25 protein-coding genes are annotated in these 24,335 nt (G+C 39.4%); 9 read left to right on the forward strand and 16 right to left on the reverse strand.

Annotation, left to right across the window (positions count from 1 at the left end):
• Window positions 1–283: 283 nt before the first annotated feature.
• The 4 genes from selD to nspC all read right to left on the reverse strand — a co-directional run bounded on the left by selD (window position 284) and on the right by nspC (window position 4,144).
• Entirely contained in the window at window positions 284–1,306 is a 1,023-nt protein-coding gene (gene selD / locus OFN98_RS07325) for a selenide, water dikinase SelD (RefSeq protein ID WP_270874874.1), read from the reverse strand.
• Window positions 1,303–1,899, reverse strand: a complete 597-nt coding sequence (yedF, locus tag OFN98_RS07330) for a sulfurtransferase-like selenium metabolism protein YedF (protein WP_270874875.1) — start codon at window positions 1,897–1,899, stop codon at window positions 1,303–1,305. The genes selD and yedF overlap by 4 nt, the downstream gene beginning before the upstream one ends.
• A 65-nt stretch (window positions 1,900–1,964) precedes the next feature.
• Entirely contained in the window at window positions 1,965–2,918 is a 954-nt protein-coding gene (locus OFN98_RS07335; RefSeq protein ID WP_270874876.1) for a formate dehydrogenase subunit gamma, read from the reverse strand.
• Window positions 2,919–2,986: 68 nt separating this feature from the next.
• A complete protein-coding gene (gene nspC, locus OFN98_RS07340; RefSeq protein ID WP_270874877.1) occupies window positions 2,987–4,144 on the reverse strand; it encodes a carboxynorspermidine decarboxylase in 1,158 nt (385 codons plus the stop codon).
• An 86-nt stretch (window positions 4,145–4,230) separates the two neighbouring features.
• Here nspC and OFN98_RS07345 point away from each other — a divergent pair, with 86 nt between their 5' ends.
• Window positions 4,231–4,452 (forward strand): MoaD/ThiS family protein, encoded by a 222-nt coding sequence (locus OFN98_RS07345; RefSeq protein WP_270858133.1) that lies wholly within the window; start codon window positions 4,231–4,233, stop codon window positions 4,450–4,452.
• Window position 4,453: 1 nt separating this feature from the next.
• Complete coding sequence (locus tag OFN98_RS07350) at window positions 4,454–4,906, forward strand: molybdopterin synthase catalytic subunit (RefSeq protein ID WP_270874878.1); 453 nt, start codon at window positions 4,454–4,456, stop codon at window positions 4,904–4,906.
• Window positions 4,907–4,989: 83 nt separating this feature from the next.
• Here the strand turns inward: OFN98_RS07350 and OFN98_RS07355 are convergent, their stop codons facing one another.
• The 6 genes from OFN98_RS07355 to OFN98_RS07380 all read right to left on the reverse strand — a co-directional run bounded on the left by OFN98_RS07355 (window position 4,990) and on the right by OFN98_RS07380 (window position 11,733).
• Entirely contained in the window at window positions 4,990–6,789 is a 1,800-nt protein-coding gene (locus OFN98_RS07355) for a hypothetical protein (protein ID WP_270874879.1), read from the reverse strand.
• A gap of 67 nt (window positions 6,790–6,856) precedes the next feature.
• Window positions 6,857–7,492: a protein-L-isoaspartate(D-aspartate) O-methyltransferase gene (locus OFN98_RS07360; protein WP_270874880.1), complete on the reverse strand. Its 636-nt coding sequence runs from the start codon at window positions 7,490–7,492 to the stop codon at window positions 6,857–6,859.
• Window positions 7,493–7,624: 132 nt separating this feature from the next.
• Window positions 7,625–8,647 carry a ribonucleotide-diphosphate reductase subunit beta gene (locus OFN98_RS07365; RefSeq protein ID WP_270862616.1) on the reverse strand — a complete coding sequence of 341 codons (1,023 nt, stop codon included), beginning with the start codon at window positions 8,645–8,647 and terminating at the stop codon, window positions 7,625–7,627.
• Window positions 8,648–8,696: 49 nt separating this feature from the next.
• Window positions 8,697–9,377 carry an anaerobic ribonucleoside-triphosphate reductase activating protein gene (locus OFN98_RS07370; RefSeq protein ID WP_270874881.1) on the reverse strand — a complete coding sequence of 227 codons (681 nt, stop codon included), beginning with the start codon at window positions 9,375–9,377 and terminating at the stop codon, window positions 8,697–8,699.
• 57 nt (window positions 9,378–9,434) lie between these two features.
• The gene (gene nrdD / locus OFN98_RS07375) at window positions 9,435–9,599 is read right to left on the reverse strand and encodes an anaerobic ribonucleoside-triphosphate reductase (protein ID WP_270858139.1); all 165 of its coding nucleotides are present in this window, start codon (window positions 9,597–9,599) and stop codon (window positions 9,435–9,437) included.
• A 34-nt stretch (window positions 9,600–9,633) separates the two neighbouring features.
• The gene (locus OFN98_RS07380) at window positions 9,634–11,733 is read right to left on the reverse strand and encodes a ribonucleoside triphosphate reductase (RefSeq protein ID WP_270874882.1); all 2,100 of its coding nucleotides are present in this window, start codon (window positions 11,731–11,733) and stop codon (window positions 9,634–9,636) included.
• 151 nt (window positions 11,734–11,884) lie between these two features.
• Here OFN98_RS07380 and OFN98_RS07385 point away from each other — a divergent pair, with 151 nt between their 5' ends.
• The 3 genes from OFN98_RS07385 (at window position 11,885) to OFN98_RS07395 (ending at window position 14,194) form a co-directional block, all read left to right on the forward strand.
• A complete protein-coding gene (locus OFN98_RS07385; RefSeq protein WP_270874883.1) occupies window positions 11,885–12,415 on the forward strand; it encodes a hypothetical protein in 531 nt (176 codons plus the stop codon).
• Between the two features lie 66 nt (window positions 12,416–12,481).
• Window positions 12,482–12,694, forward strand: coding sequence for a 30S ribosomal protein S21 (gene rpsU, locus OFN98_RS07390; RefSeq protein ID WP_270858142.1), 213 nt, complete (start codon window positions 12,482–12,484; stop codon window positions 12,692–12,694).
• 135 nt (window positions 12,695–12,829) lie between these two features.
• The gene (locus tag OFN98_RS07395; RefSeq protein ID WP_270874884.1) at window positions 12,830–14,194 is read left to right on the forward strand and encodes a sodium-dependent transporter; all 1,365 of its coding nucleotides are present in this window, start codon (window positions 12,830–12,832) and stop codon (window positions 14,192–14,194) included.
• Between the two features lie 292 nt (window positions 14,195–14,486).
• On the opposite strand, the gene OFN98_RS07400 is transcribed toward OFN98_RS07395, so the two are convergent.
• The 3 genes from OFN98_RS07400 to yaaA are packed head-to-tail and all read right to left on the reverse strand — an operon-like array spanning window position 14,487 to window position 16,582.
• Window positions 14,487–15,053 (reverse strand): hypothetical protein, encoded by a 567-nt coding sequence (locus OFN98_RS07400; protein WP_270874885.1) that lies wholly within the window; start codon window positions 15,051–15,053, stop codon window positions 14,487–14,489.
• 14 nt (window positions 15,054–15,067) lie between these two features.
• Complete coding sequence (locus OFN98_RS07405) at window positions 15,068–15,820, reverse strand: sulfite exporter TauE/SafE family protein (protein ID WP_270874886.1); 753 nt, start codon at window positions 15,818–15,820, stop codon at window positions 15,068–15,070.
• Window positions 15,821–15,829: 9 nt separating this feature from the next.
• Window positions 15,830–16,582 (reverse strand): peroxide stress protein YaaA, encoded by a 753-nt coding sequence (gene yaaA, locus OFN98_RS07410; protein ID WP_270874887.1) that lies wholly within the window; start codon window positions 16,580–16,582, stop codon window positions 15,830–15,832.
• A 70-nt stretch (window positions 16,583–16,652) separates the two neighbouring features.
• Between yaaA and OFN98_RS07415 the strand changes: the two genes are divergently transcribed.
• Both OFN98_RS07415 and trpD read left to right on the forward strand, forming a co-directional pair.
• Window positions 16,653–17,915 (forward strand): anthranilate synthase component I family protein, encoded by a 1,263-nt coding sequence (locus tag OFN98_RS07415; RefSeq protein WP_270874888.1) that lies wholly within the window; start codon window positions 16,653–16,655, stop codon window positions 17,913–17,915.
• A complete protein-coding gene (trpD, locus tag OFN98_RS07420; RefSeq protein WP_270874889.1) occupies window positions 17,912–19,513 on the forward strand; it encodes an anthranilate phosphoribosyltransferase in 1,602 nt (533 codons plus the stop codon). The genes OFN98_RS07415 and trpD overlap by 4 nt, the downstream gene beginning before the upstream one ends.
• 61 nt (window positions 19,514–19,574) lie before the next feature.
• On the opposite strand, the gene OFN98_RS07425 is transcribed toward trpD, so the two are convergent.
• A complete protein-coding gene (locus tag OFN98_RS07425; protein WP_270874890.1) occupies window positions 19,575–20,303 on the reverse strand; it encodes a hypothetical protein in 729 nt (242 codons plus the stop codon).
• Between the two features lie 9 nt (window positions 20,304–20,312).
• On the reverse strand, window positions 20,313–21,728 hold the full coding sequence (locus tag OFN98_RS07430; RefSeq protein ID WP_270866667.1) for an HsdM family class I SAM-dependent methyltransferase: 1,416 nt from the start codon (window positions 21,726–21,728) through the stop codon (window positions 20,313–20,315).
• Window positions 21,729–21,858: 130 nt separating this feature from the next.
• Between OFN98_RS07430 and OFN98_RS07435 the strand changes: the two genes are divergently transcribed.
• Together OFN98_RS07435 and OFN98_RS07440 are read left to right on the forward strand one after the other, a co-directional pair.
• Window positions 21,859–22,956: a DNA adenine methylase gene (locus OFN98_RS07435; RefSeq protein WP_270866666.1), complete on the forward strand. Its 1,098-nt coding sequence runs from the start codon at window positions 21,859–21,861 to the stop codon at window positions 22,954–22,956.
• A 2-nt stretch (window positions 22,957–22,958) separates the two neighbouring features.
• A complete protein-coding gene (locus OFN98_RS07440; protein ID WP_270866665.1) occupies window positions 22,959–23,585 on the forward strand; it encodes a phosphoribosylanthranilate isomerase in 627 nt (208 codons plus the stop codon).
• A gap of 32 nt (window positions 23,586–23,617) precedes the next feature.
• Here the strand turns inward: OFN98_RS07440 and sodB are convergent, their stop codons facing one another.
• Window positions 23,618–24,241, reverse strand: a complete 624-nt coding sequence (sodB, locus tag OFN98_RS07445) for a superoxide dismutase [Fe] (RefSeq protein WP_270858153.1) — start codon at window positions 24,239–24,241, stop codon at window positions 23,618–23,620.
• Between the last annotated feature and the right edge of the window lie 94 nt (window positions 24,242–24,335).

Genomic DNA, 24,335 nt, shown 5'->3' on the forward strand with positions numbered 1-24,335 from the left:
TGTATCAAAGATAAAAAGAAACTTTTTATCTTTTAAATTCAATTTATGAAGTTTTTAATCTAAAAACTTAATTGTTTGTAACTTTTAAATTTGACAATTTAAATAAATTGTCCCCAGCTCAATCGATCACTTGTTTAGATTTCAAAGATTGACTAAAAGATAGTTTTTGACAATAATAAATAAAAAAACACGTTTGGCAAATGTTGTGGATTTGTGAAACGGAAAGTGGATTATATACAAGGGTTGCTTAAAAATATATAAAAATTGGTAAAAAATTACTAAATTATTTTAATAAAATTTTACTTTGCGCTCTTGGCACAACCTGGCCAATTATATTTACACTTTCATAACCTGCATTTTGCAAATTTTTTAGTGCAATCTCAGCCTCTTTTTCACTCATGGCAATCAAAAGCCCACCACTTGTTTGCGCATCAGCAAAAATCACATCAGGTTCAGTGTTGCACCACTGTTTGACATAGTTTAGATTTCGGTAGCTTCCCCCAGGAATCAACCCTTCATCTAGGCATTTTTGCACATTTGGCAAAAACAAAATTTGCTCCAAATTTAGTTCAAAACTAATATTTTCATTTATCATTTCGAGCGCATGTCCCAAAAGCCCAAATCCTGTGATGTCAGTAACAGCATGAATTTGCAAATTTGAAAGAGCATGCACAGCATAAAAATTTAGCAAAATCATATTTTCAATCGCAGGACGAAATTCTTCAAATTTCAAAAATTTTGCCTTCATCGCCGTAGAAATCACCCCAGTGCCAATCGGCTTGGTTAGGATTAGCACGTCGCCCACCTGCGCAGTATTGTTTGGCCAAAATTTAGCAGGATTGACCCTGCCTGTAACACTAAGCCCATAATAAATCTCTTTTGTTTTTATCGTATGGCCACCCACTAGCACGCCACCACACTCACTAAGCTTGCTTTTACCACCAGCTAAAATTTCTTGCAAAATTTCATCGCCAAAATGGCAATCATCAAATCCCACGATATTTAGAGCATTTAAGACCTGCCCTCCCATCGCAAATACGTCGCTGAGTGAATTTGCAGCTGCAATTTGCCCAAAAATGTATGGATCATCGACAATAGGCGTGATAAAATCAAGCGTTTGCACAAGCGCAAGATCGTTGCTTATGCGAAAAACACTTGCATCCTCATTACTATTTAGCGATGAGAGCAAATTTGCATTTGGCGTGATTAAATCTCCAAGATTTTTCGTTAGACCCGCCGGGTCTAGCTTGGCAGCTCAACCCGCAGCAGAGATAAATTTCGTAAGATTAAGATCTTTGTAAATCATAGTTTGATTACTTCGTATTTTGATAAAATTTTCATAATCTCATAAGCATTTGAGATTTCGCCAAGCGCTAGTTTATCTACAAGTTTGTAGCTTTCTAAACAGCTTCCGCAACTTAATATCTGAGTGCCTGCCTCGCTTAGTTTTTTGAGTGGTTCAAAGCTCGGATGAGCACGATTTGTGGTGATAAAAACTGCATTATTTACGCAAATTACCTTAGCTGGTTTTTGCTCCAAATTTAACATTGCGCCCAAAAATTTCGATAACAAAACCTTACCAACATCACCACTACCACAAAATTCCTCGTTCAAAAATACAACCTTAGATTTAGTTGAAGTTGGTGTATCGCAAACATATTCTTCTATGCTTTCATCTTGCAAATCATCGGTTTTGACAACTTTTATCGTTGTTTCATCGCCATTTATACTGATATCGGCATCAAGATTATTTTTTTTCAAAAAACGTTCTATATTTTTTTTAGGCGCAATATCATTTACAAGTATCTCTAAACTTTCGCCGATTTTTAAATCATTTAGAGCTTTTTTTATCCTCAAAACTGGTTCTGGACACGCTAAATTTCTACAATCAAGCTGCATTTTTATCCTTAAAATTTATTCTTTGACACGCAAAGCTAGTGCGAGAAAGCTCTCGCACCAAAATTTTACAACCTAGGATATTTCTCCTCAAATTGTGATTTTTGAATTTTATTTTTATCCAAAAGTTCTCTATACCAGTAGTGATGAAGCACATAAACCTCTTCTTCTGGCTTGTGACCATCGATCATAGAGTGAATTGCACCGCTTATCGCAAATACAGCCATATAAATATGCACTAGCAAAAACACAGCGCAAACTGCACCAAGCACATTGTGAATAATCACGCTAGCACGCAAAATTTCGATTTGACTAACACCACCTGCTGCGCTATTTAGTGCTGGAAGGTTGTAATCCAAAAAATACATCGAAGCACCAGTAGCGATCATAACGATACCACCGAGCGTCGCTACCCAAAACCACGCCTTTTGACCTGCGTTAAATTTACCAGCAGGAATTGCGCGTTTTTTCTTGCTTAAATAACCACCAACAATAAGCATCCAGCGAATATCATAAAACCTAGGCAACATTCGCCAAAACCAAAGTGTGAGCATAGGAATTACAGCGATTGCAAATGCAATTGTAGCTATGCCATGAGCGTTTTTGCAAAATCTCACAAACGCTCCACCACCAAAACTATCACCAAACATCATAATTAGCCCAGTTGGCACCAAAATCACCCACGAAATCGCAGCTACAAAGTGAAACGCTCTCTCAAACAAAGTAAAAGCATAAACTGGCTTACCAGCATGGTGATCAAAGTGTTTTGCGCCTACAATCAAATAATGTCCAACAAACGCCACCAAAACACCAAGCACAGCCCCAAAAGCTAGCCACGCAAAAAATCCTGAACTTTGTAATTGCACAAAAAGCGGTGCTAGGCCATCTTCGTATAAATTTATGTTTTCTAGTCGGGCTTTCCCCCACACATTATTCCCACTAGTTTGCACAACCTGTGCATATGGTCGGTCCTCGGCATACGCCCCCAAACAGGCGCAAAGCACGCAAAAGAACTTCTTCATATATTTCCTTGACACAAAAATTTAGAGATTATAGCGTTTTAAGCCAAATTATGGCTTAGAAAATTTTATTAGTTTCTTCGCCTAAATTCCTCATAACCAAACTCTATCATATCCTCGACATTTCCGCTCTCATCTACCATTATCAAATTTGGCAATTTTATGCCATTAAAGGTCGTGTTTTTAACTATCGTGTAGTGGATTTGATCTTCGAAAATCACCCTATCGCCGATTTTAAGCGGGGTGTCAAATTTATACTCTGGCTCACCTGCTTCCAAGCCTACAATATCGCCAGCTAGGCAGGTATTTCCGCCGAAACGATAGATGAATTTGCCCTCTTTGCTCTCGCCACGCACCGCAGGGCGATATGGCATAAGCACGGTATCTGGCATGTGCGCCTCAGCCGAAGTATCCAAAATCGCGATGTTTGCGTCGTTTTCGACGATATCAAGCACGCTAGCGACTAGGTATCCGCACTCCCAGCCCACAGCCTCGCCCGGCTCTAAAAACACCTCTACGCCGTATTTTTCACGGAATTTTTTGATTAAGCTAATTAGCAATTCGACATTGTATCCCTCACGCGTGATATGGTGTCCGCCACCGAAATTTAGCCATTTAATCACACCAAAATATTTGCTAAATTTCGCCTCAAACGCCTCTAAAACGCGCTTTAAATTCTCCGCACCCTCCTCGCAAAGTGCATGAAAATGAAATCCACTAATCCCCTCTAAAAACCCGCTCTCTTCGCTAATAGCGCGGTTTAGTGCGTCCAGTGTCATACCCAAACGGCTAAATTTACCGCACGGATTGTAAGCGTCTTTGGGCGCAAAAGAAGTTTGCGGATTTAGGCGAAGCCCACATTGCACGCCCGCACTCATCGCCTGCGCGCGGTATTTTCGCCACTGAGAGGCGCTATTGAAAACCACATGATCGCTAAGGGATAAAATTTCAGCCATATCGCACTCTTTAAAAGCTGGTGAGTATGTATGCACCTGCGCGCCCGCTCCAAGCATTTGCCTAGCGAATTTCGCCTCGTGCAGGCCACTGCAAGTAGCCCCGGAAAGGCACTTTTGCACCAAAGGCATACCAAGGCTAAATGCAAAACCCTTTAACGCACACAAAACCACTGCCCCACTTCGCTCGCCCACGCTTTGCAAAAGGGCTAAATTTGCCCGTAATTTCGATTTTTCGCACACATACGCTGGGGTTTGAATTTCATCAATTTTCATAAAAATCCTTTTGTAAAATTTTTTAATTATATAAAATTTTATAAAATTTTGGCTAAAATCGCCGAATTTTAAATCAAAGGAAAGATATGGTAGAAGTGGAATTTTTAGGTCCAATCGGCAAAGAGCCGATGAAATTTGATGCCAAAACACTAAGCGAAGTAAAAGAGATTTTAAGCAAAGATAGCTCGCTAAAAGAGTGGCTATCTAGCTGCGCTGTGGCGGTAAATGACAAAATGGTCTATGAGCTAAATACCGCGCTTAAAGACGGCGATAAAATCAGCCTTTTGCCACCGGTTTGTGGAGGCTAATATGGAGTTTGCTGGCAATTTTTCTTTGCACAATGGCGCGCTTGATATCCCTGCGATTTCAAATTCATGGTATGAGCGTTACAAAGGCGCAAACTGCGGTGCGCTGATTACTTTTATCGGCATTGTGCGCGATGAAGACGGTATTAGCGGACTTAGTTTTGATATATATGAGCCGATTTTGCGCTCGTGGTTTCAATCGTGGCAAACAAAGGCGCAACAATCTGGCGCACAGGTCTTTTTCGCGCACTCAAAAGGCGATGTGAGCGTGCATGAAAGCTCATATATCGCGGGCGTGCTAAGCCCACAGCGCAAGCTAGCTCTTGCTTTAATAAACGATTTTGTCGAGGATTTTAAGGCAAATGCGCCGATTTGGAAATACGATTTGATAAAAGGCGAGCGAATTTACGCTGCTTCTCGCTCGCAAAAACTGCGCGGCGCAGGTATTTTGGGGTGAAATTTATTTTAAAAATTTTGCTTTAAATTTAAACTACTAAATTTTATAAAAACACTCAAATTTACGGGTTTTACCCCGTAAATTTAAAATTTAAACACATCTTTTGCAGATGAAATTTGTTTTGCCATTGCAATATCGATTTTTTGATAACCGCATTTAAAAATCGGCTCCAAAACCTCGGTAAAAAAGGCGTTTAAGCCCTCTTGGGTGATCTGCTCGTTGCTCGCATACCTTGCTAGCCCCATGAAAATACCATGGCCGATTTCGTTGCCAAAGCGTGCTTCCTTGCCCATGAAATCGTTTAGCGCGTGGCACACAGCCACTGTGGCTTTGGCGTTAGCGACATGATTGTCGTTTAAAAAGTCTTCGAGCACGCCATAATCGCACTCGCATTTGATCCAGCGAAATGCTTTCGCGCTGGACGGGGAAATTTGGGTGTCATTGACATTTGCTGCGCAGATGATAAAGAGGTTTTTTGGCACGGCGAAATAGGATTTATTATCTTTCACGATCACGCTGAATTTTTCCATTTCCGCCTCATCGAGGGTGTCGATGAAGTGCGAGTTTTTGGTGCGAATGATAGAAAGCGGGTCGTTTTCGTCATATCTGCGCTCCAAAAGCGCAATGCTCTCGCCAAAAATTTCATCGAAATTTCCGCTATCAATGGAATCAATTATCAAATAATACTCGCCTTTTGGATCTTTTAGCGCCTTTTTGCAAAGTGCCTTAAATTCGCCATTTACTAGCTTACCAGCCACGAAACCATCGATAAAATCGCTATATGAAAAACTATCGTGAAAAGAAAGATAACAAAAATGGCTTGGGCTTAATTTTTTATCCTTGATTAATGCGCGAATTCTTCTGGTTTTTCCTGAGCCGATTGCGCCGAAAAATATCGTATTTTTGGCGACTTCTTCGCTTTTGTAATTTTGCAAATATTCGAAAAATAGCGAAGCATAAACCGGTTTGGCGTTATATGGAGCTTGGGCAGGGTATGGTTCGAACTCGCTCATAAATTTCGCGCTAGCCTCGTAAAAATCGGAGAAATTCTCGATTTGCACAGTGTAGAGCGAATTTAGCAAATTCACGCTTTCATTTGTGCATAAAAATGTCGGAAGCTCATCGTTAGCCTGCGTGAAAATACTAGCTAGCAAGTAAAGTTTTTCCGAGCTGGCCTGCTCCAAGTCCGCGCCCGCACCCACGCCTAAATTCAGCGAACCCTCGTCGCCTAAATAATGCTCTAATAAGAAAAAATTGTCCGCCTTCATCGTCGCTTTTAAAAACTCAATTACGACAAAAGGCTGATTATGCAAGCAAATATCAAAAAATTCGCTGGCTAAATTCGCGTCAATGCTGATAAATAGCCTATACATCGTGTCGTAAAAATTTATGATTTTTTGCTTAAATTCGTTTCGTTGAAGGCGTTCTTGTGTCGCCATATTGAAATTTTTGATTATATTTTCTATGAAAATGTAGAGTGAGACGACATCTTTATCCTCACCGCTAAGCACGCTCTCTACGCTAACGGCGGCTGTTTTTGGGAAAAGATCTTTTTTGGCTGCGATACGGTCTTTGAAGACAAAATCGTAATAAAACGCGCCGATATTCGCGTCAAAAAACTGCTCCATGAAAAAATACTCAGCATGCGGGAATTTCTCGCCGAAGCTTAAAATTTTGTCGCTTCTTAAATTTCCGTCGCTGAAATTTATGTATAAATTCGACAAAAAATCGCTCTCAAAATCATCGAAACTATTTAAATTGTGCTTTAAAGTTTGCAAATGTTTTGAAATGGCTAGGTGTTTTTTGACCCAATACTGGTTTTTGCTATGATTTTTCCAATCGCTAGCAAGCGCGGTAATTTGCTCTTTTGTGAAATCTTGCATGGACTTTTCCTTTTAAGATAAATAAACCTTGCAAGATACCTAAATTTAAATAAATAATAAATAAAACTTATTGTATGCCTGAGATTAACGGGACAAATTCGCACGCACCCAAATTTTCTTGGCTTATCTCGCTAGGCGAAATTTTATGAAATTTAATGATATATTGCGCTCCGCCCTCACTCATGGGAGCGACCAAAATACCGCCGATTTTAAGCTGAGCGAAGAGCCTGTCGCTAATTTTGGACGCGCAGGCTGAGAGCAGTATCCTATCATAAGGCGCAAACTCGCGCCAGCCCACATTGCCGTCATCGTGGCGGAGATTTATGTTGCGAATACCCAAATTTGCGAAGTGTTTTTTCGCCTCGCCCACTAGCCTCTCTACGCGCTCCACGGCGAAAACCCTACACACCATATATGCCAAAATCGCAGACTGATACCCGCTCCCACAGCCGATTTCTAGGACATTTTCTACGCTCTCATCAATGTCGAGCGCCATACTCATTCTAGCCACAGTTAGCGGAGAGCTAATCCACTGAGATGCCAAAATCGGTTGCGCATTTAAGCTAAACGCATGCGCGCTAAATGGGGCAAACTCGCTACGAGATACGCTTTTTAATGCGTCATAAAGTGCTGGCGAAATAGCGATTTTATCAGCGATTTCCTCCGCCATTTTTTCGCAACGAAGTTTTTCTAAACTATCCAAAATTTTCTCCATTATTTTAAAATAAACTACGAATGCCGACGATTTTTTGCGGGGCGGACGAAGGGCTAGACTAAGTCGTCTGCCCGAGTTCGCAACGCAAAAAAGCTAGGCTGGGTTCAACCGCCAAACTCCCTAGAAATCGTCGAAACTCAAACTTCCTTTTGAATAATTCGTAACCTTACTTTCAAAGAAATTTGACTTTTGATCGTTAAATTTAGAGAAATCATCGACCCATTTTATCGGATGAGAGGCGCCATATTTTTTTTCTAAACCAATCGCAAGCAATCGTTGATCGACTAGGTAGTGTATGTATTCTTCGATGATATCGTCTGTAAAGCCCATGATTTGGTTATCTGTGATATATTTGCCCCATTTGATTTCCAAATTTCCAGCTGTTTCGAACATTTCGTAAATTTTACTGATATTTTTCTCGTGGAAAAGATCAGGTCGTTCCTTGCGCACGGAGTTTATCATGTTTTGGAAAAGTAATAGGTGCGTGATTTCATCGCGTTGGATAAATCTAATCATCTGCGCTGAGCCAAGCATTTTGCCAGCGCGCGCCAAGGCATAAATCGAAGTAAATCCGCTGTAAAAATAAATGCCCTCTAAAATTTGATTCGCAACCATTGCTAAGAGCAGTTTATCGTCCGTAACCTCGCCTGCTAGCTCCTCATACACGCTCGAAATATAGGCGTTTTTCTCGCGCAAAACATCATCGTGTTTTTCCATTTCATAAATCAAATCAGTATTTTCGCAAATCGCCTCAACCATTACAGCGTAACTTTTGCTGTGATTTGCCTCTTCGTAGGCTTGGCGAGCGAGCACAGCGTTGATTTCAGGGGCTGTTATATAAGGATTTATGTTATCAGCTAGATTGTTTGTCTGGAAGCTATCCATGGAGATTAGCTGGCTCCATACCAAATCATACATGCGTTTTTCGGCGGTTGTGAGATTGAAGTTATAATCCCTCACATCATCAGTCGTATCGACCTCTTTGGGAAACCAGGTATTTGCCTCCATAATGTCCCAGAGTTTGAGCGCCCATTGGTATTTTGCCTTGGTGAAATTTAGTATTCCGTGCGGATTACCGTTAAAGACCTTGCGATTGGTGAGAGTTTCGTCTGAAAAGGGGTTGTAGATTTTTTTTCTATCCATAATTTTGCCTTTTTTTGAAATTTAACTCGCAATTCTAGCAAAATACAAATTAGAAATTTCTAAGAGAGATTTTTAGAGGCGAGATTATCTTAGAGGGGTCGAAATTTTGCTTTGGCGCGCCAAGATCGCCAAAATTTTCGCCAGTATCAAGGAAATTTTGCAAAAAATACTCGCCCCTATAACCCTGCTCGTGCAAAATTTGCGCCATTTGCGAAATGTCGCTTTCGCTTAAAAGATCGCTATGCACGGTAGTTCGCACCTCAAAAGCAAAATTTATGGATAATAAAAATTTCAAAGTTTGAAGGAAATTTTCGTAGAAATTTGATTTTGTGATAAAGCTAAATTTAGCCTCATGCGCCTTAAAATCAAGCGAGATAAAATCGACTAAGCCCAAATTTACGGCGTTTTGTATAATTTGTGGATTTGAGCCGTTTGTGTCGATTTTGACCTCAAAGCCCAAATTTTTCGTTTTTTGCAAAATTTGCATAAATCCCCTAGCGCAGGTGCATTCGCCCCCGCTAAACACCACGGCTTCTAGCTTGCCTACGCGCGAGCGCAAAAACGCAAATAGCTCATCTTCGCTGATTTTGCCCTCGCCACGCACGACGCTAGGGTTGTAGCAATACCAGCATCGCATATTACACCCCGCAAACCACACAATAGCCGAGAGCCGCTCAGGGAAATCTGTCATCGTAAATGGCGTGATATGGTAAATTTCAGAATTTTGCATAATTGTGAATTTTAAAATTTCGCCAAATTTAAACGCGCTAAATTTGGCGAAATTTGACTATTTTTCTTCGAATTTTACCTTATTTTCGTCAAAAAACACTCTCTCTTTGTGTTCGCCCTTTTTGCCTACATTGAAGCTCTCCACAGGGCGCAAATACCCCATTACTCGGGTATAGACTACACATTTTGTGCGTTTTTTTTCTAACTCTTTTGGGAATTCCATTTTCTCTCCTTATTTAAATTTCAAATTTCAAATTTCAAGCACCCTTGCTCTCATACTCCGCCATTAACTCAGCGTCGCATTTCGGGCAGTATTCGTGCTCACCTGCGATATATCCATGCTTCGTGCAGACGCTAAATACAGGCGAAATCGTAATGTATGGGAGTTTGTAGTTGCTAATGACATTTTTAATAAATTTCTTGCACGCTGTTCCTGAACTAATGCGCTCCTTCATATACAAATGAAGCACCGTACCCCCTGTATAGCTACTTTGTAGCTCGTCTTGCATATCCAGTGCCGCGAACGGATCGTCGCTAAAACTTGCTGGGACTTGGGTAGAGTTTGTATAGTAGATATTTTCGCCAAAGCCCGCTTGTATGATATCTGGGTAGCGTTTTTTATCCTCTTTGGCGAAGCGATATGTGGTGCCTTCCGCTGGCGTTGCTTCGAGGTTGTATAGATTTCCTGTGTTTTCTTGGAAAAGGCGAATTTTATGGCGCAAATACTCGATCAATTCTAGCGCAAATTCACGGCCAAATTTGGTCGTAATGTCCTCTTTATCATCTGTGAAATTTCTAATCATTTCGTTTGCGCCGTTAATGCCAATGGTGCTAAAATGGTTGTTAAAGCCTGGCAAATAGCGCTTGGTGTATGGATACAGACCGCGTTCAAACATCTCTTTTACAAACACACGCTTTTTCTCCAAAGTGCTTTTTGCTAACTGCAAAAGCGTTTCAAGCCTGGCATAAAGTGCCTCTTTATCGCCTTTGTAAAGGTATCCAAGGCGGGCTAAATTTATCGTTACCACGCCGATACTTCCAGTCATCTCAGCACTACCGAAAAGCCCGCCACCGCGCTTTAAAAGCTCTCTTAAATCTAGTTGCAGTCTGCAACACATCGAGCGAACTGCGCCTGGTTTATAGGCTTTTGGATTTTCGACTTTGTTGCCGTTTTCGTCCGTGATATACTGGCTTCCGACGAAATTTTGAAAATAGCTTGATCCGATTTTGGCTGTGTTTTCAAACACTGCATTTGCCGCGTCGCTGTCCCAGTCGAAATCCTGAGTGATATTTACGGTAGGAATCGGGAAGGTAAATGGCTGACCGCATTTATCGCCCGCTGTCAAAACCTCGTAAAATGCGATAACAATGCGCCTCATCTCTGGCTCAAAATCGCCGTAAGTAAGCTCGATAAGTGAGTTTTTGCCACGCTCTTTTGCCCTTTGCAACAGTTCCTCATCATCGATTCCCTCAAAAAGGTGATGTTGGTTTGAGGTAGGGATTTGCGCCTTTAAATCCTCTGGGCAGGTCATATCAATCGTAACATTTGTAAATGGGCTCTGACCCCAGCGCGCTGGGACATTTAGGTTATAAACGAAGCTTGTAATTGCCTTTTTGATCTCTTTGTCGCTTAATTTATCCTTAAAAACATAAGGGGCAAGATATGTATCAAAGCTAGAAAACGCCTGCGCTCCCGCCCACTCGCTTTGCAAAATTCCTAAAAAATTCGCCATTTGATGAAGCGCCTCTCTAAAATGCTTCGGAGCCTTGCTCTCTACGCGACCACGCACACCGTTAAATCCCTCATCGAGCAATACCCTTAGGCTCCAACCAGCGCAGTATGCGGTTAGGCAGTCTAAATCATGGATATGATAATCGCCGTTTCTGTGCGCAGCGCCTTCTTCGCGCGAATACACCTTGTCTAGCCAGTAGTTTGCGATGACCTTGCCAGCGGTGTTGTTGATAAGTCCTGCGTTTGAATAGCTTGTGTTTGAGTTGGCTAAAATTCGCCAATCTGATTTGCCGATATATTCATTGACGGTTTGGGTGCAGTTTATGTAGGTGGTATCTTCTTCTAGCCCATAGACATGCTCTCTTTGCATTTTGTGCGTGTGGCGATAGATCATAAAGCTTTTTAAAACATCGAAATTTCCGCTTTCAAACAGCTTTTTTTCTATTATGTCTTGGACATCTTCGACGCTTAGGCTATCTTTGAAAACAATCGTTTTTAGGACATTTTCGAAGACTTTTTCATCAAAATTTGCGCCCACACTCTCATAGGCTTTTTTGATAGCGTCTTTTATTTTGTAATCATGAAATTCTTGGAAACTTCCGTCGCGTTTGATGATTTTTTTCACTTGTATCCCCTTAAAATAAAAAGCGAAATTATAACGCGAAAAAGTAAAATTTCACTTAGATTATCACAGAATTTTAACTTAAAAAATCAAGTTAAATTTTATCTTATATCGCTATAATTTAGAGGTTTGAATTTTTGATTAGGGAGCTTGTATGCAAAATTTTAAAATTCTAATTTTGGCTGTGATTAGCGCGCTTTGTCTAAGCGGTTGTATCGCACAAAAAACTAGCTCAAACTCGCCTAGTTCTGGCAATTCCAAGAATTTTAGCAAGGGCTCAATTTCAAGCAAAACTCTACAAAAATTAGCCGATGATAGCACCAAAAATTTACTAAGCAAAAACAAATTTCCTAAACAAAAAAACCGCTTTTCGATTGTCGGCATAAGCGAAGTTGATTGCGAAAAAACCTGCGATTTCGACCGCGACTTTTTGCGAAAGAAAATCAAAGTCGCCCTACTTCACTCTGGTCGTGTGGTCGTCATCGACGCGCCAAGCGATGATGAGTTTGTATTTAGCAACAAAGGGATTAAAAAAGACGATAGCGCACACGCAAACTCCATTTATGCACCTGATTTTATACTCATACCAAAGATTAAAAAAGAAGCAAGTGGGCGAAATTACGAGCTTAGCCTAAGAGATGCAAACAAAAAAAGTGAAATTTGGCACTATAAAAAAGCAATCTAATACCAAAATTTAAGCTTATTTTAGCTAAAATCACGGCTTAATTTTTTTCGAAAGGTGGTGAGGAGCGTGCCAGGAGTTAAGGTGCATCCGAACGAATCATTTGATGAAGCTTACAGACGCTTCAAAAAACAGACAGATCGTAACCTTATCGTTACCGAAGTCCGTGCTAGAAAGTATTTCGAGCCTATGACTGAGATCCGCAAAAAACAAAAAATTGCGGCTCGCAAAAAAATGCTTAAAAGACTTTACACACTTCGCAGATACGAATCTCGTTTGTAATTCTCGGGCGAATTTCGCCCGAATTTCTCTCTTAAATTTTCGCTTAACCGAATTTTAAATCTTAATCAAAATTTAAATTAATTAAATTTTAAATTTGCTATAATCCCTGAATTTTTTCGCAAAAAGGAAACCATAATGAGCAAAAATAAAATTTTTTCATCTCGTTGGGCTTTTATTTTAGCCTGTGTCGGCTCGGCTGTGGGCATGGCCAATGTCTGGGGCTTCCCGTATAAACTCGGCGCCAACGGCGGTGGCGCGTTTTTACTCATTTACATTTTTTTCATCGCACTTTTTGCCTATGTCGCGCTCTCAGCCGAATACGCTATCGGCAGACGGGCAAAAACTGGCACTCTTGGCTCTTATGAGTTTGCGTGGAAATCACGAAATTTAGGCTTCATTGGCAAAATTTTAGGCTGGCTTCCACTAGCGGGGTCTATGTGTATCGCTATCGGATACGCCGTCATCATTGCTTATGTGCTAAAAGCCCTATTTCAGGCACTTAATGGCTCACTTATGAGCGTGGATACATCGACTTGGTTTGGCTCGTTTGCCTTCACGCCATATTCTGTGGTGCCATTTCACTTCATCATCGTTGCAGGCACGCTTTTTAGCATATTTTTGGGCGCGAAAAGTATCGAGCGCACAAACAAAATCATGATGCCACTATTTTTCGTGCTTTTTGCCATTTTAGCGGTGCGCGTGGCACTTTTAGACGGAGCTGGGGCTGGGTATAAATTTATGTTTAGCGCGGATTGGAGTAAGCTGGGCGATGCCAATGTCTGGATCACAGCCATGGGACAAGCGCTCTTTTCGCTCTCTATCACGGGCTCAGGAATGCTCGTATATGGCGCGTATCTGCACAAAGACGAGGATATCGTCGATGCGGCGAAAAAAACCGCATTTTTCGACACAATCGCTGCTTTTGTGGCGGCTTTGGTAATGATACCTGCGCTTTTTGCTTACGGCGAGGACCAAACAGCTGGCCCTGGACTGCTTTTCGTAACACTGCCAAAAATTTTGCAAGACATGCCAGGTGGCGGAATTTTTGCGATTATTTTATTTACGGCGGTGATTTTTGGCGGAATTTCATCTTTGCAAAATATGTTCGAGGCCGTAACCGAGTCGCTTTTGCATAAATTTCCAAGCTTAAATAGGGCTTTGGTTTTGGTGATTTTGTGTGTGGTCTGCTTCGGAATCGGCGTAAATATGGAGACAATCGCGCCAAGCGACACAAACCCAGCGACCACATTTTACGAAGTTCATCTGCACAACTGGGGTCCGTGGATGGATCTAGTATCTATCTATATAATCCCAATCGGCGCGGTTTTGGGCGCGATTTCTTGGTTTTGGATTTTGCGCAAGGACGAGCTTTTGGACGAAATCAACACAGGCTCGGCTAAAACATACTCAAACGCCTGGTATTATATCGGCAAATTTATCTATGTGCCAATCGTGCTTGTTTTGTGCGGTATCGCATTGATAAACAAAGTCGCGTTTTAATAAAATTTAAAAATTTAGCGCAAATTTTGCGCTAAATTTCGCTATCGCAAATTTTAAATGCAGAGAATTTTGCATTTAAAATTTGTGGCAATCTACGAGTAAAAAATTTCTTGCGCTAAATTTGCTGTCATTACGAGCGAGTGTAACAAGCGCGGCAAAGCAAAACAAGTATAGCGATGGCGTGGCGAAGCACGACAGTTTGGACGAGCCATAGGGGAAGTCAAGCCATAGAAATTTAAATTCAAAATTCAACTTAAATTACTTTACTGTTATCGCTATTTAAAATGAAATTTTATTTTTTTAAATTTTTAATTCCGAAAATTAACCACACAACCCCAGATATTGCCAAAAAACAACCAACACTAAAAAAGAATACTTGAAAAAAATTTATCCATATAAAATTGCTAAATTTCGTCGCAAAATCAAGCGTAAATGTTCTTGCGCCAAATGTAGCTGGTTTTAGAGCAACATTTCCAAAAAAATAATTTTTAGTTCCTAAAAATGCGATTATAAAACAAAATATCGCAACCAATATGCTTTTTAGAAATAATACACCAACTTTTTTATTAGCTCTGTTTAAATCTATTAAAAAACAATAAACAACAACAATCCCCAATCCCCAAATCCACATAAAGCTAACATAAAATTCCGTATATTGCGGGATTTTGCTGACACTACCAAAAACTTCGATATTTGGGAAAAATTGTTTCATAAAATTCACAAAATTCGCACAAATTTCACTTCTGTCTAAAATATCAATTGGAATTACAAAAGCCGAAAGCGACATAACAAAGTAAAAAATCATGTAATAATCAAAAAATCTCGTTTTCTTTGGTTTTTTATTTTCCAAATTTTGCATAATTTAATTTCTTCCTACACTAGCCCAAAATCAATTCCTAGCGTCTTTTTAAGGGCTAGCAAAAACATCACCACATACATCACCAAAAGGCATTTTTTCTGCGTGCTTTTAGCGACTTTGTGTGAAATCTTCGTGCCAAAATACACGCCCACAAGGCCGCCAAGCCCCATTAACACGCCTTCTAAATACTGCACATTGCCATTATACGCCATGCTTAAAAATCCGCTAAACGAGCTAAAAATCACGAAAAATAGCCCCATAGAAACGGCTTTTTTGATATCCACGCCTAAAAATCCCACCAAAATCGGCGTCAAAAAAATCGCCCCGCCAACGCCCATGCTAATGGCGATTGCGCCGATTGCAAAGCCCACGGCAAAAAGCAAAATTTTGGCTGGTTCTTTGGGGGCTGTGTTTTCGACATTTGTCATCAAAACCCTGCAAAACGCAATTGTCAAAGTCAGCAAAAGTCCGATTTCTAGGACGATTGAAGGCACATTTGCGACGATGAAGCCAGAAAGCGACGCGCCACAAAGTCCGCCAAGCCCCACAATCACGCCACTATCGAGGCGAAGTTTGCCTGCTTTGTAGTTTAGATACGACCCAAAAATCGCGCTAAAAAGCATTTGCAAAATCGAAATCCCCACGGCCTCTTTGATATCGTATCCTAGCGCCATCATTATCGGCACGACGATTGTGCCGCCGCCAATGCCGAAAAACCCAGAAATGCAACCTACCAAAATCCCTAAAAATGGTATTATAAAAAGCATTTTTTCCCCTTAGTTTTCGCAAATTTCCAAAACTATCTCTTTTTTGAGCGAAATTTCTCTGATTTCGGCTAATTTTACACCACTAAAATTTAAATTTAAAATTTCTCGCTCGGTTTTGGCTAATTTTCGTGCGATTTCGCGCAATACTTTCCCGCGATACGCCTTAGCATAGTGGCTGAGCACCTTGCCATTTTTGATAAATTTAAAGCTTAGATGCGGGACTTTTAACTCGTAAAATTTCTCATAAAACCCAGCGCGCAGATCCACCACGCACTCGCCGTTCCCCACTTCGCTCTCCAAAATTTCATCGATTTTCGCGCTAAAATTTTCCCTGTAAATTTTTGGCAAATCAAGCCCAGAAAATTTCTCGCCTTGTTTAAGCTTGTATTCAGGGAGCTGGTCGCGCCCCAAAATCGGCCCAAAAAGATTTGAAAAAATTATCACATTAACGCCCAAAAATTCGCGCGCAGTATTTTCAAGCTTAACGTAAGCTAGCGCCTCATACGCCACGCCAGTGTAACGCTCCAATGCACTCACACAGCCTTTTTTAAAGATACTCTCCCGCAAACTCTCATCAATTTGTTTTAGCCCAAAAAGCTTACAAAGCGCGTCATTATCGGCATTTGCGACAAATTTTGCATACTCTTTGACAGCGTTTTCTCGCACCCCACTCTCATCGCAAAATTCGAAATTTGACAAATCCAAAATTTTATCCGAGCCGATTTTCGACTTCATCTCGCTTGGCGAAAACAAAACTTTCATCACAATCCTTATACAAAATTTAAGCCCATTTTACTATAATTTAAGTTACAAAAAAATACAAAGAGGGCGTATGTTTTTAAAAGATCCGATTTTTTATTTCAAAAATATTTTGGCTAAATTCCCAAATTCCTATCTCGCCGAAGACAGCGGGCAGATCATCATCGGCATTGACTGCGAATATTTACAAGGCGACGACCTTGATAAACTAAAATTTGCTTTGCAAAACACCACGCAAATTTGCGAATTTGCAGGGCTTTTTGGAGTGCTAAGCTACGAAGCAGTTTATAAATTTGAGCGACTTGGCGATATTAAGCCGAAGCTTTACGATTTTCCGACATATTTTTACGCGAACGCAAGGGCGTATCTGCACTACGACAAACAAAGCAAAATTTACAGCTTTTACGGAGAAGGAAAATATTTTGAAAATTTGGAAAATTCCAGCGATACTGCGCCGAATTTTGAAAAATTCTATAAAATCAAAACCGATTTAAACGCCGAAAAAAAGGACGCCGAGCGTATTTTTAAAAAAGCAAAAGAGTATATCAAAAGTGGCGATATTTTTCAGGTCGTGCCGTCTCAAACACTGCAAATTTACTCAAATTTAGACCCTTTGGAGTTTTATGAAATTTTAAAACGCCAAAATCCAAGCCACTATATGTATTTTTTCCCGACACCTTACGGCGTGGTGGCTGGAAGCTCCCCTGAACTCGTGCTTCAAATCAGAAATAACGAAATTTTTGTCGCTCCCATAGCTGGAACGAGACCTCGTGGCAAGGACGCAAACGAAGATGAAGCCCTAAAAAACGACCTTTTAAGCGATGAAAAAGAGATGAGTGAGCATAAAATGCTAGTTGATTTGGCGCGAAACGACATTGGCAAATTTGCCAAAAAAGGAAGCGTGAAAGTGCGAAATTTAGCCCATGTGCAGTTTTTTGAAAGCGTTATGCATATCGTCAGCGATGTGCGTGGCATAAAAGATGAAAGCAAGGATAATTTTGATGTTTTGGGTGTGGTTTTTCCTGCCGGAACACTTAGCGGAAGCCCAAAAATTCGCGCTATGCAAATCATAAATGAGCTTGAAAGCCACGCGCGTGGGATTTATGGTGGCGGGATTGGGTTTTGGCATTTTAACGGCGATTTGCAAATGGCGATTTTAATCCGCACTGCGATTTTTGTGAAAGATAGCAAAAAACCCGAATTTTACGATGTTTTTGTGGGCGCAGGATACGGGCAGGTGTTTGATAGCGTGTTTGAAAACGAATACACCGAAATTTGCAACAAACGCAAATCTTGCCTAAAAATTTTTGAAAAAACCTGCAAGGAAATGCAATGATTTTAATGATTGATAACTACGATAGTTTCGTATTTAACATATATCAATATGTGTTAGAGACCACAGATGAAGAGATAGTTTGCAAACGAAATGACGAAATCACGCTTGAAGCGATTAAATTTTTATCGCCAAGCAAGATTATTTTAAGCCCGGGTCCAAAACACCCGGCAGACAGCGGAATTTGCCTAGAAATTTTAAAGGCAAATTTAGGAATACCTATTTTAGGCGTGTGTTTGGGACACCAAGCCATAGGATTAAGCTTTGGCGCGAAAATAAAAACCCTTGAAGTGCCAAAACACGGCAAAACTAGCGAAATTCGCGTAGTGAGCGAAAATGCCGTTTTGGCAGGCTTGCCTAGCAAATTTGAAGTTATGCGTTATCACTCGCTTTATGTAGATGAGTTGCCGGAAAATTTGGAGATTTCAGCCGTGAGTGAAGACGGCGTCATAATGGCGATGAAGCACAAAGAACGCGAAATTTACGGCATTCAGTTTCACCCTGAGAGCTATTTCACGCAGTATGGCAAAAAAATCATTGAAAATTTTGTAAATTTAAACAAACCAAAAACACAGGAGAAAAAAATGAGCAATTTCGCCCCGTTTATGATAAAGCTACAAAAGGGCTATCCGCTTGAAAGTGGCGATTATGAAGAGATTTTTAGTGCCGTTATGGCAAAGGATTATGACATAGTGCAACTGGCTGGTTTGCTCGTGCTAATTAGCGAAAAATCGCTCTACCCAGATAGCCTAAGTGCGCTTGTGCGAAGCGTTTTGAAATACTCCAAAACTTACAGCGACGATAAGCCTATGCTTGACATCGTAGGCACCGGCGGAGACGCACTAAAAACGATAAATATCTCCACGACCTGCGCGTTTATACTCGCTTCTCTTGGCGTCAGGGTCGGCAAACACGGCAACAGCGCAGTATCAAGCAAGAGCGGATCGAGCAATATCTTTGAAGCTTTGGGAGTGCCGTTAAATAGCGATCTTGGCGAACTTAGAGCGCTTATGGATAAGACAAATTTGGCATTTTTCCACGCGCCGTTTTTTCACAAGGTTACAGCCGAAGTCAAAGAAGCGCGAACTCGCCTTAAAATCGGCACTTTCTTTAATATTTTAGGACCTTTGCTAAATCCAAATTTGACCCTTTCGAACCAAGTCGTAGGCAACTATCACGAAGAAGTAAATGAGCTTATAGCACAAACTCTGCAAAAACTAGGTCGAAAGCACGCCCTAGTCGTGCATGGCATGGACGGCATGGACGAGATCACGCTGTGCGACGAGACGCTCGTGCATGAAGTGCGGGGCGAGAAAATCATCGAGTATAAAATCACGCCTGAGCAATTTGGCTTTAACCGCGCCTTTCACACCGACATCGAGGGCGGAGATAGCAAATTTAATGCTGAAATTTTTAAAAGCACGATTAAGGGCGAGTTAAAGGGACCTAAACGCGACATAGTCGTGCTAAATGCGATGTTTGCTTTGTATGCGGCTGACTTTGCCAAAAGCCCAACCGAAGCCAAAGAGATAATCAAAAACGCCCTTGATAGCGGCAAAGTGTGGGGATTTTATCAAAATTATATTAAGAATTTTGGGTAAATTTCCAAAAAATAAATTTAAATTCTCGGATGAAATTTATAAAATCCGAGAATTTTATACACTATTTTAAACTTCCAGTAATCAACGAACAAGTTCTTTCTAAGAAATTTTCGTAATCATTTAAAATTATACCATTATCAAAATTATCTGATATTTTATTGCTATATTGCATTAAATTTTTATCATTAATTATACTTTTGTAAAATTCGATATACTCATTTTTATCTTTGAATTTATAATTTTCTTCTTTTTCTTTTAATTTTATGACTACAAAAAGCATTTTATTTGGCGTGTGAAAATAAATATCAGCATTATCTTGTGATAGCTTTATATATTTATCTAAATTATGTTGTGAAACAATGTCGTATTTAGCAAAAATACCAGAATTCTTATAATATGGAACTTTCTCAAAAATTATAAAAATTTGAAAATACGGAATTTTATTTGTTCTTATATTTGCCGTTTCTCCAAGCATATTTTCAAAGTAATTATTACTATTTTGAGAATAATTTTGCATTACAAATTTCACTGCATATCCAGCCACTGCTACATTGTTTTTACTAATAGTTATATCAACTTGCTTGTCAAAATATCTCCCATTGATTTTACCTTCTTTATCGTTGCCATATCCTTGTGATTTTATCAAAAAATCTTTACCTAGTTTTCTTTGTAAATCAAATGCGATTTTGCCGTGTAAATTTTTTAATTTCGCAGTGCTCCTTGAAGTTCTACTATCTAAAAAATCTTTGAAAGATTGTTTAATTAAATTTAAAAATTCATCATTATTCATCTAAAACTCCTAATTTGCAAATTTGTAATCCAAGTAAGCTTTTACATCTTTTGATGAAAAGGTATAATAACCGCCGCTTTTATATTTTCCAAGCAATTCTACAAAATTTATAAAATCATTACTTGATAGCGTGTTTTGAATATCATCAAAATTTATCTTTTCGCTAGTTATATAAAGTCCGCCATATACGCCATATCCGCTAGGTGCAAGAGTAAATTTTATATCGTTTTTATTTCGTATCAACGAATTTATGGTTAATTTATCTTTGTAAGTATCATTTATCGCTTGGCTACGCCCAAAGGCAAACCAAAAATTTTCACTCTTTTTTTCGTTCGCTCTTTTTAACAATCTCTCTTTTTGTTCGGATAAATATCGATATATTTTATTATCTGATGAAAGTTCTTGTTCTGATATAAGTTTTCCTTTTTTATTATACGGATAAAAAATATATTGCATAATGCCTTTTGAAGCCTTGATAACTGGTATTATAAATTTATCAAATTTGGGACTATCGAAAATAAATACGCTATCGCATAGTGTAGCATAACCATTTTTTATACTAATATCACTCTGTTTTTTATTTGATAAAATTTGTTTGAAATTTTTCAATTTTTCTTTTTTTGAAAAATAAAAATTTTCAGATAAATAGCAATCCTGCAATGCGATATTATCTACAAATTTTGGTAGCAATTTTTTTTCATCATATTCATAATATTCTATTTTTTCGTTTTGATTTTTTTTATCCAAAATCATTATGGCTGTATAAGTCGTAGCATTAAAAGCCTGAAAATGCTTTAAATCAACTACTTTTGATATTAGTTTGTTTGAAGCTAAAAAACTGCGAATTTCCACACCAGCCGAGCTATTAAAAATAGAGCTTGGGGTAATATAGCCTAATACGCCACTATTATTTAGCATTTTGATACCAATTTCGTAAAATACGATAAATAAATCCGTCATACCCTTTTTAGCAAATTTAAATTCTTTGATTTCATTTAAGTTGTTTAAATTATGAATTCTAACATAAGGTGGATTTCCGACAACAAAATCCATTTTATTATCAAATTTTTCTATTTGCAAGGTATCGGCGCAGATTATGTCCCATTTGACATTTGATATACCGAATTTTTCCACTATATTATCAAGGTTACAGATACAAAATTTATAGTTATTTTTGTCTATTTCGATACCGTGAATATATTGTTCTAAATCATCTTTTATTTTTTTTGTATTTGTTTGATTTTTTATCGCTTCGTTGCAATATCTAAGAACTATTTCACATAAAAAAGCACCTTGTCCGCAACTATTATCTATAATATGCTTTTTTAAAATATCTTTGCCGTAATAATTACACAAATCTAATATATTTCTTACTATAAATTCTGGCGTGTATATTTGTCCGGTAGATTTTTCAATTTGTTTCATAAAGGCTCACTTTAATTACTTTGCAACTATAAAATGGACTTTAATTATACCTTAAATAGTCTGTAAAAATCTTTATATTTAAGCGATTTGCGTGTATAATACAATTTTAATATAGAAATGAGTTTATTAAATGCAAAAAGAAAACGAAAGCTATCTGGGCGAACAACTTATTAGCTATTTGGGAAACAAACGCTCACTTTTGGGGGCGATAAATGGCGTTATAACGGACATTAAGGCAAATTTGGGCGCCGAAAAAATCGCTTTTGCCGATGTTTTTAGTGGCAGCGGCGTGGTGGCGAGATTTGCCAAAGCGCACTCAAATTTGGTTTTGGCAAATGATTTGGAAAAATACTCGTTCATCATAAATTCGTGTTATTTGGAGAATTTAACGCCTGAATTGAAAGCAAATTTAGCTAAATTTCACAGCATGATTTTAACGAATTTTAAGCCGCGTGAAAGCTTTATCAGCGAACTTTATGCGCCAAAAGACGATGAAAAAATCAAAAAAGGCGAAAGGGTTTTTTACTCACGCCAAAACGCCCTTATTTTGGGGGGACTACGCACGGCGATTAGCCAAATTCCAAATGAGTTTCAAAAATATTTCATCGCTCCACTTCTAAGCGAAGCTTCTATCCACTCAAACACAGGCGGCGTTTTTAAGGGCTTTTACAAGGACAAAAACGGCGTGGGAAAATTTGGCGGCAGCGGCGAAAACGCGCTATCTCGCATTTTGGGCGAGATTTCACTTCCAATGCCAGTTTTTTCAAATTTCACAAGCGATTTTCAGGTTTTCCAAAATGATGCTTACGAGTTTAGCAAACTTGCTCCAAGCGTGGATATAGCGTATTTTGACCCGCCGTATAACCAGCACCCTTACGGCTCGAATTATTTTATGCTAAATTTAATCGCTGATTTTAAAGCTCCAAATTTAGGGGATTTAAGCGAAGTTAGCGGTATCCCAAACGGCTGGAACCGCTCAAACTACAACAAAAAATCTCGTGCCGCAGATGAATTTTTCACGCTTTTGGCTGAATTTAGAGCAAAATATTTGATAATCTCGTTCAACTCAGAAGGCTTCATCAGCGAAGATGAGTTTTTAAAAAACCTAGCTCTCATCGGTAAAGTGGGAAAAATCGAGATAAAATACCCTGCGTATCGTGCAAGTAGAAATTTGCGAAACCGAAATTTGCATGTAACAGAGTATCTGTATATCGTCAAAAAGGCGTGAAAATGGGCACTATAAAACCAAAAATCAAAATTTGCGGGATTAAAAATTTAGCCGAAGCAAAAAGCGTTTTAGAGTGCGATTTTAATGGCGTTAGAGTGGATTTTTTGGGTTTAATTTTTGCCCAGAGCAAGCGAAAAGTAACGCCCGAAATAGCAAAAGAAATTTCAAATTTGGTGAGTGAATTTGGTCGCAAAAGCGTCGGCGTTTTTACCGATACGAGCGATGATGAAATTTTGCAAATTTGCAAATTTGTAAATTTAAGCGTGGCGCAAATTTATAAAGAAATTTCGCCAAATTTAAAGCAAAATTTAGCAAATTTGGGTGTCGAAGCGTGGCAGGTCGTGCGCGTAAAAGATAAAATTCCAAATTTAAAAAATTTAAACTATGACAAAATTTTGTTTGATTACAAAGGCGAAAAAATGGGCGGAAACGGCGAAAGCTTCGAGTGGAAAATGCTAAAAAATCTGCAAATTCCATTTATCCTAGCAGGCGGTATCGGCGCGCAAAACCTCGCAAACGCCCTAAAAATAAAGCCATTTTGCCTCGATATTAATAGCAAAGTAGAAAACGAAAACGGCATAAAAAACCCAGCAAAAATAATGGAAATTTTAAAGATTTGCGCGCAGTAAATCCACGCGCAAAATAAGAAGCGAAATCAAAATCAGTCGTTGCCGTGAAGCTCATCTATGTAGAATTTCACCGAGCCCATACCCTCTTTCAGAGCCCACTCGTAGGCACTTGATACGAACTCCCAGTTGATTCCAGCATAAAATTTCTCCAAATATGCTGGGCGCGCATTGCAAACATCGATATAGTATGCGTGCTCCCACACATCGACTACTAGAAGCGGCACAAGCCCATCGCGCGCAGGTGTGTCGGCGTTTTTCGTAGCGACAATCGAAAGCTTTTTAGTAGATGGATCGCACACTAGCCACACCCAGCCAGAGCCAAAGTGAGCCGTCGCTGCCGCGATAAACTCAGCTTTAAAATCAGCGAAATTTTCAGCCAATGCCGATTTTAGCGCCTCGCTTGGCTCGCTAACTTTTGCGATACAATCCCAATAAAAGTCGTGGTTATACACCTGCGCCGCGTTGTTAAAAACCCCGCCAGTAGCGTTCATTACGATATCATAAAGCCCCTTGCCCGCAAACTCGCCACTTTCGGTCATTTTATTCAAATTTGCCACATAAGTTGCGTGGTGTTTGCCATGGTGATACTCACAGGTTTTTGCGCTCACTACGGCGTTTTTCTCTGCCTCGAAAGGTAAATTTCTAAGTTTAAACATATTCTCTCCTTTAAAAAATTATCCTCTATGATACAAAACTCTCTTAAACAAAAGATAAATTTTATCCTTTAATTGAAATTTATAAATTTATTAA

Origin of the sequence: Campylobacter sp. JMF_15 NE4 (genome assembly GCF_027737645.1) — a bacterium.
GTDB lineage: Bacteria > Campylobacterota > Campylobacteria > Campylobacterales > Campylobacteraceae > Campylobacter_B.

Excerpts from the sequence above, each read along its gene's own strand:
- nrdD (WP_270858139.1), bottom strand. The coding sequence starts at position 9,599 with ATGGAATTCCCAAAAGAGTTAGAAAAAAAACGCACAAAATGTGTAGTC.
- OFN98_RS07385 (WP_270874883.1), top strand. The coding sequence starts at position 11,885 with ATGCAAAATTTTAAAATTCTAATTTTGGCTGTGATTAGCGCGCTTTGT.
- yaaA (WP_270874887.1), bottom strand. The coding sequence starts at position 16,582 with ATGAAAGTTTTGTTTTCGCCAAGCGAGATGAAGTCGAAAATCGGCTCG.
- OFN98_RS07350 (WP_270874878.1), top strand. The coding sequence starts at position 4,454 with ATGGAGTTTGCTGGCAATTTTTCTTTGCACAATGGCGCGCTTGATATC.
- OFN98_RS07415 (WP_270874888.1), top strand. The coding sequence starts at position 16,653 with ATGTTTTTAAAAGATCCGATTTTTTATTTCAAAAATATTTTGGCTAAA.
- OFN98_RS07430 (WP_270866667.1), bottom strand. The coding sequence starts at position 21,728 with ATGAAACAAATTGAAAAATCTACCGGACAAATATACACGCCAGAATTT.
- OFN98_RS07435 (WP_270866666.1), top strand. The coding sequence starts at position 21,859 with ATGCAAAAAGAAAACGAAAGCTATCTGGGCGAACAACTTATTAGCTAT.
- OFN98_RS07400 (WP_270874885.1), bottom strand. The coding sequence starts at position 15,053 with ATGCAAAATTTGGAAAATAAAAAACCAAAGAAAACGAGATTTTTTGAT.
- trpD (WP_270874889.1), top strand. The coding sequence starts at position 17,912 with ATGATTTTAATGATTGATAACTACGATAGTTTCGTATTTAACATATAT.
- OFN98_RS07425 (WP_270874890.1), bottom strand. The coding sequence starts at position 20,303 with ATGAATAATGATGAATTTTTAAATTTAATTAAACAATCTTTCAAAGAT.
- OFN98_RS07335 (WP_270874876.1), bottom strand. The coding sequence starts at position 2,918 with ATGAAGAAGTTCTTTTGCGTGCTTTGCGCCTGTTTGGGGGCGTATGCC.
- nspC (WP_270874877.1), bottom strand. The coding sequence starts at position 4,144 with ATGAAAATTGATGAAATTCAAACCCCAGCGTATGTGTGCGAAAAATCG.
- OFN98_RS07395 (WP_270874884.1), top strand. The coding sequence starts at position 12,830 with ATGAGCAAAAATAAAATTTTTTCATCTCGTTGGGCTTTTATTTTAGCC.
- OFN98_RS07405 (WP_270874886.1), bottom strand. The coding sequence starts at position 15,820 with ATGCTTTTTATAATACCATTTTTAGGGATTTTGGTAGGTTGCATTTCT.
- yedF (WP_270874875.1), bottom strand. The coding sequence starts at position 1,899 with ATGCAGCTTGATTGTAGAAATTTAGCGTGTCCAGAACCAGTTTTGAGG.
- OFN98_RS07345 (WP_270858133.1), top strand. The coding sequence starts at position 4,231 with ATGGTAGAAGTGGAATTTTTAGGTCCAATCGGCAAAGAGCCGATGAAA.
- OFN98_RS07370 (WP_270874881.1), bottom strand. The coding sequence starts at position 9,377 with ATGCAAAATTCTGAAATTTACCATATCACGCCATTTACGATGACAGAT.
- OFN98_RS07365 (WP_270862616.1), bottom strand. The coding sequence starts at position 8,647 with ATGGATAGAAAAAAAATCTACAACCCCTTTTCAGACGAAACTCTCACC.
- sodB (WP_270858153.1), bottom strand. The coding sequence starts at position 24,241 with ATGTTTAAACTTAGAAATTTACCTTTCGAGGCAGAGAAAAACGCCGTA.
- OFN98_RS07440 (WP_270866665.1), top strand. The coding sequence starts at position 22,959 with ATGGGCACTATAAAACCAAAAATCAAAATTTGCGGGATTAAAAATTTA.
- OFN98_RS07355 (WP_270874879.1), bottom strand. The coding sequence starts at position 6,789 with ATGCAAGATTTCACAAAAGAGCAAATTACCGCGCTTGCTAGCGATTGG.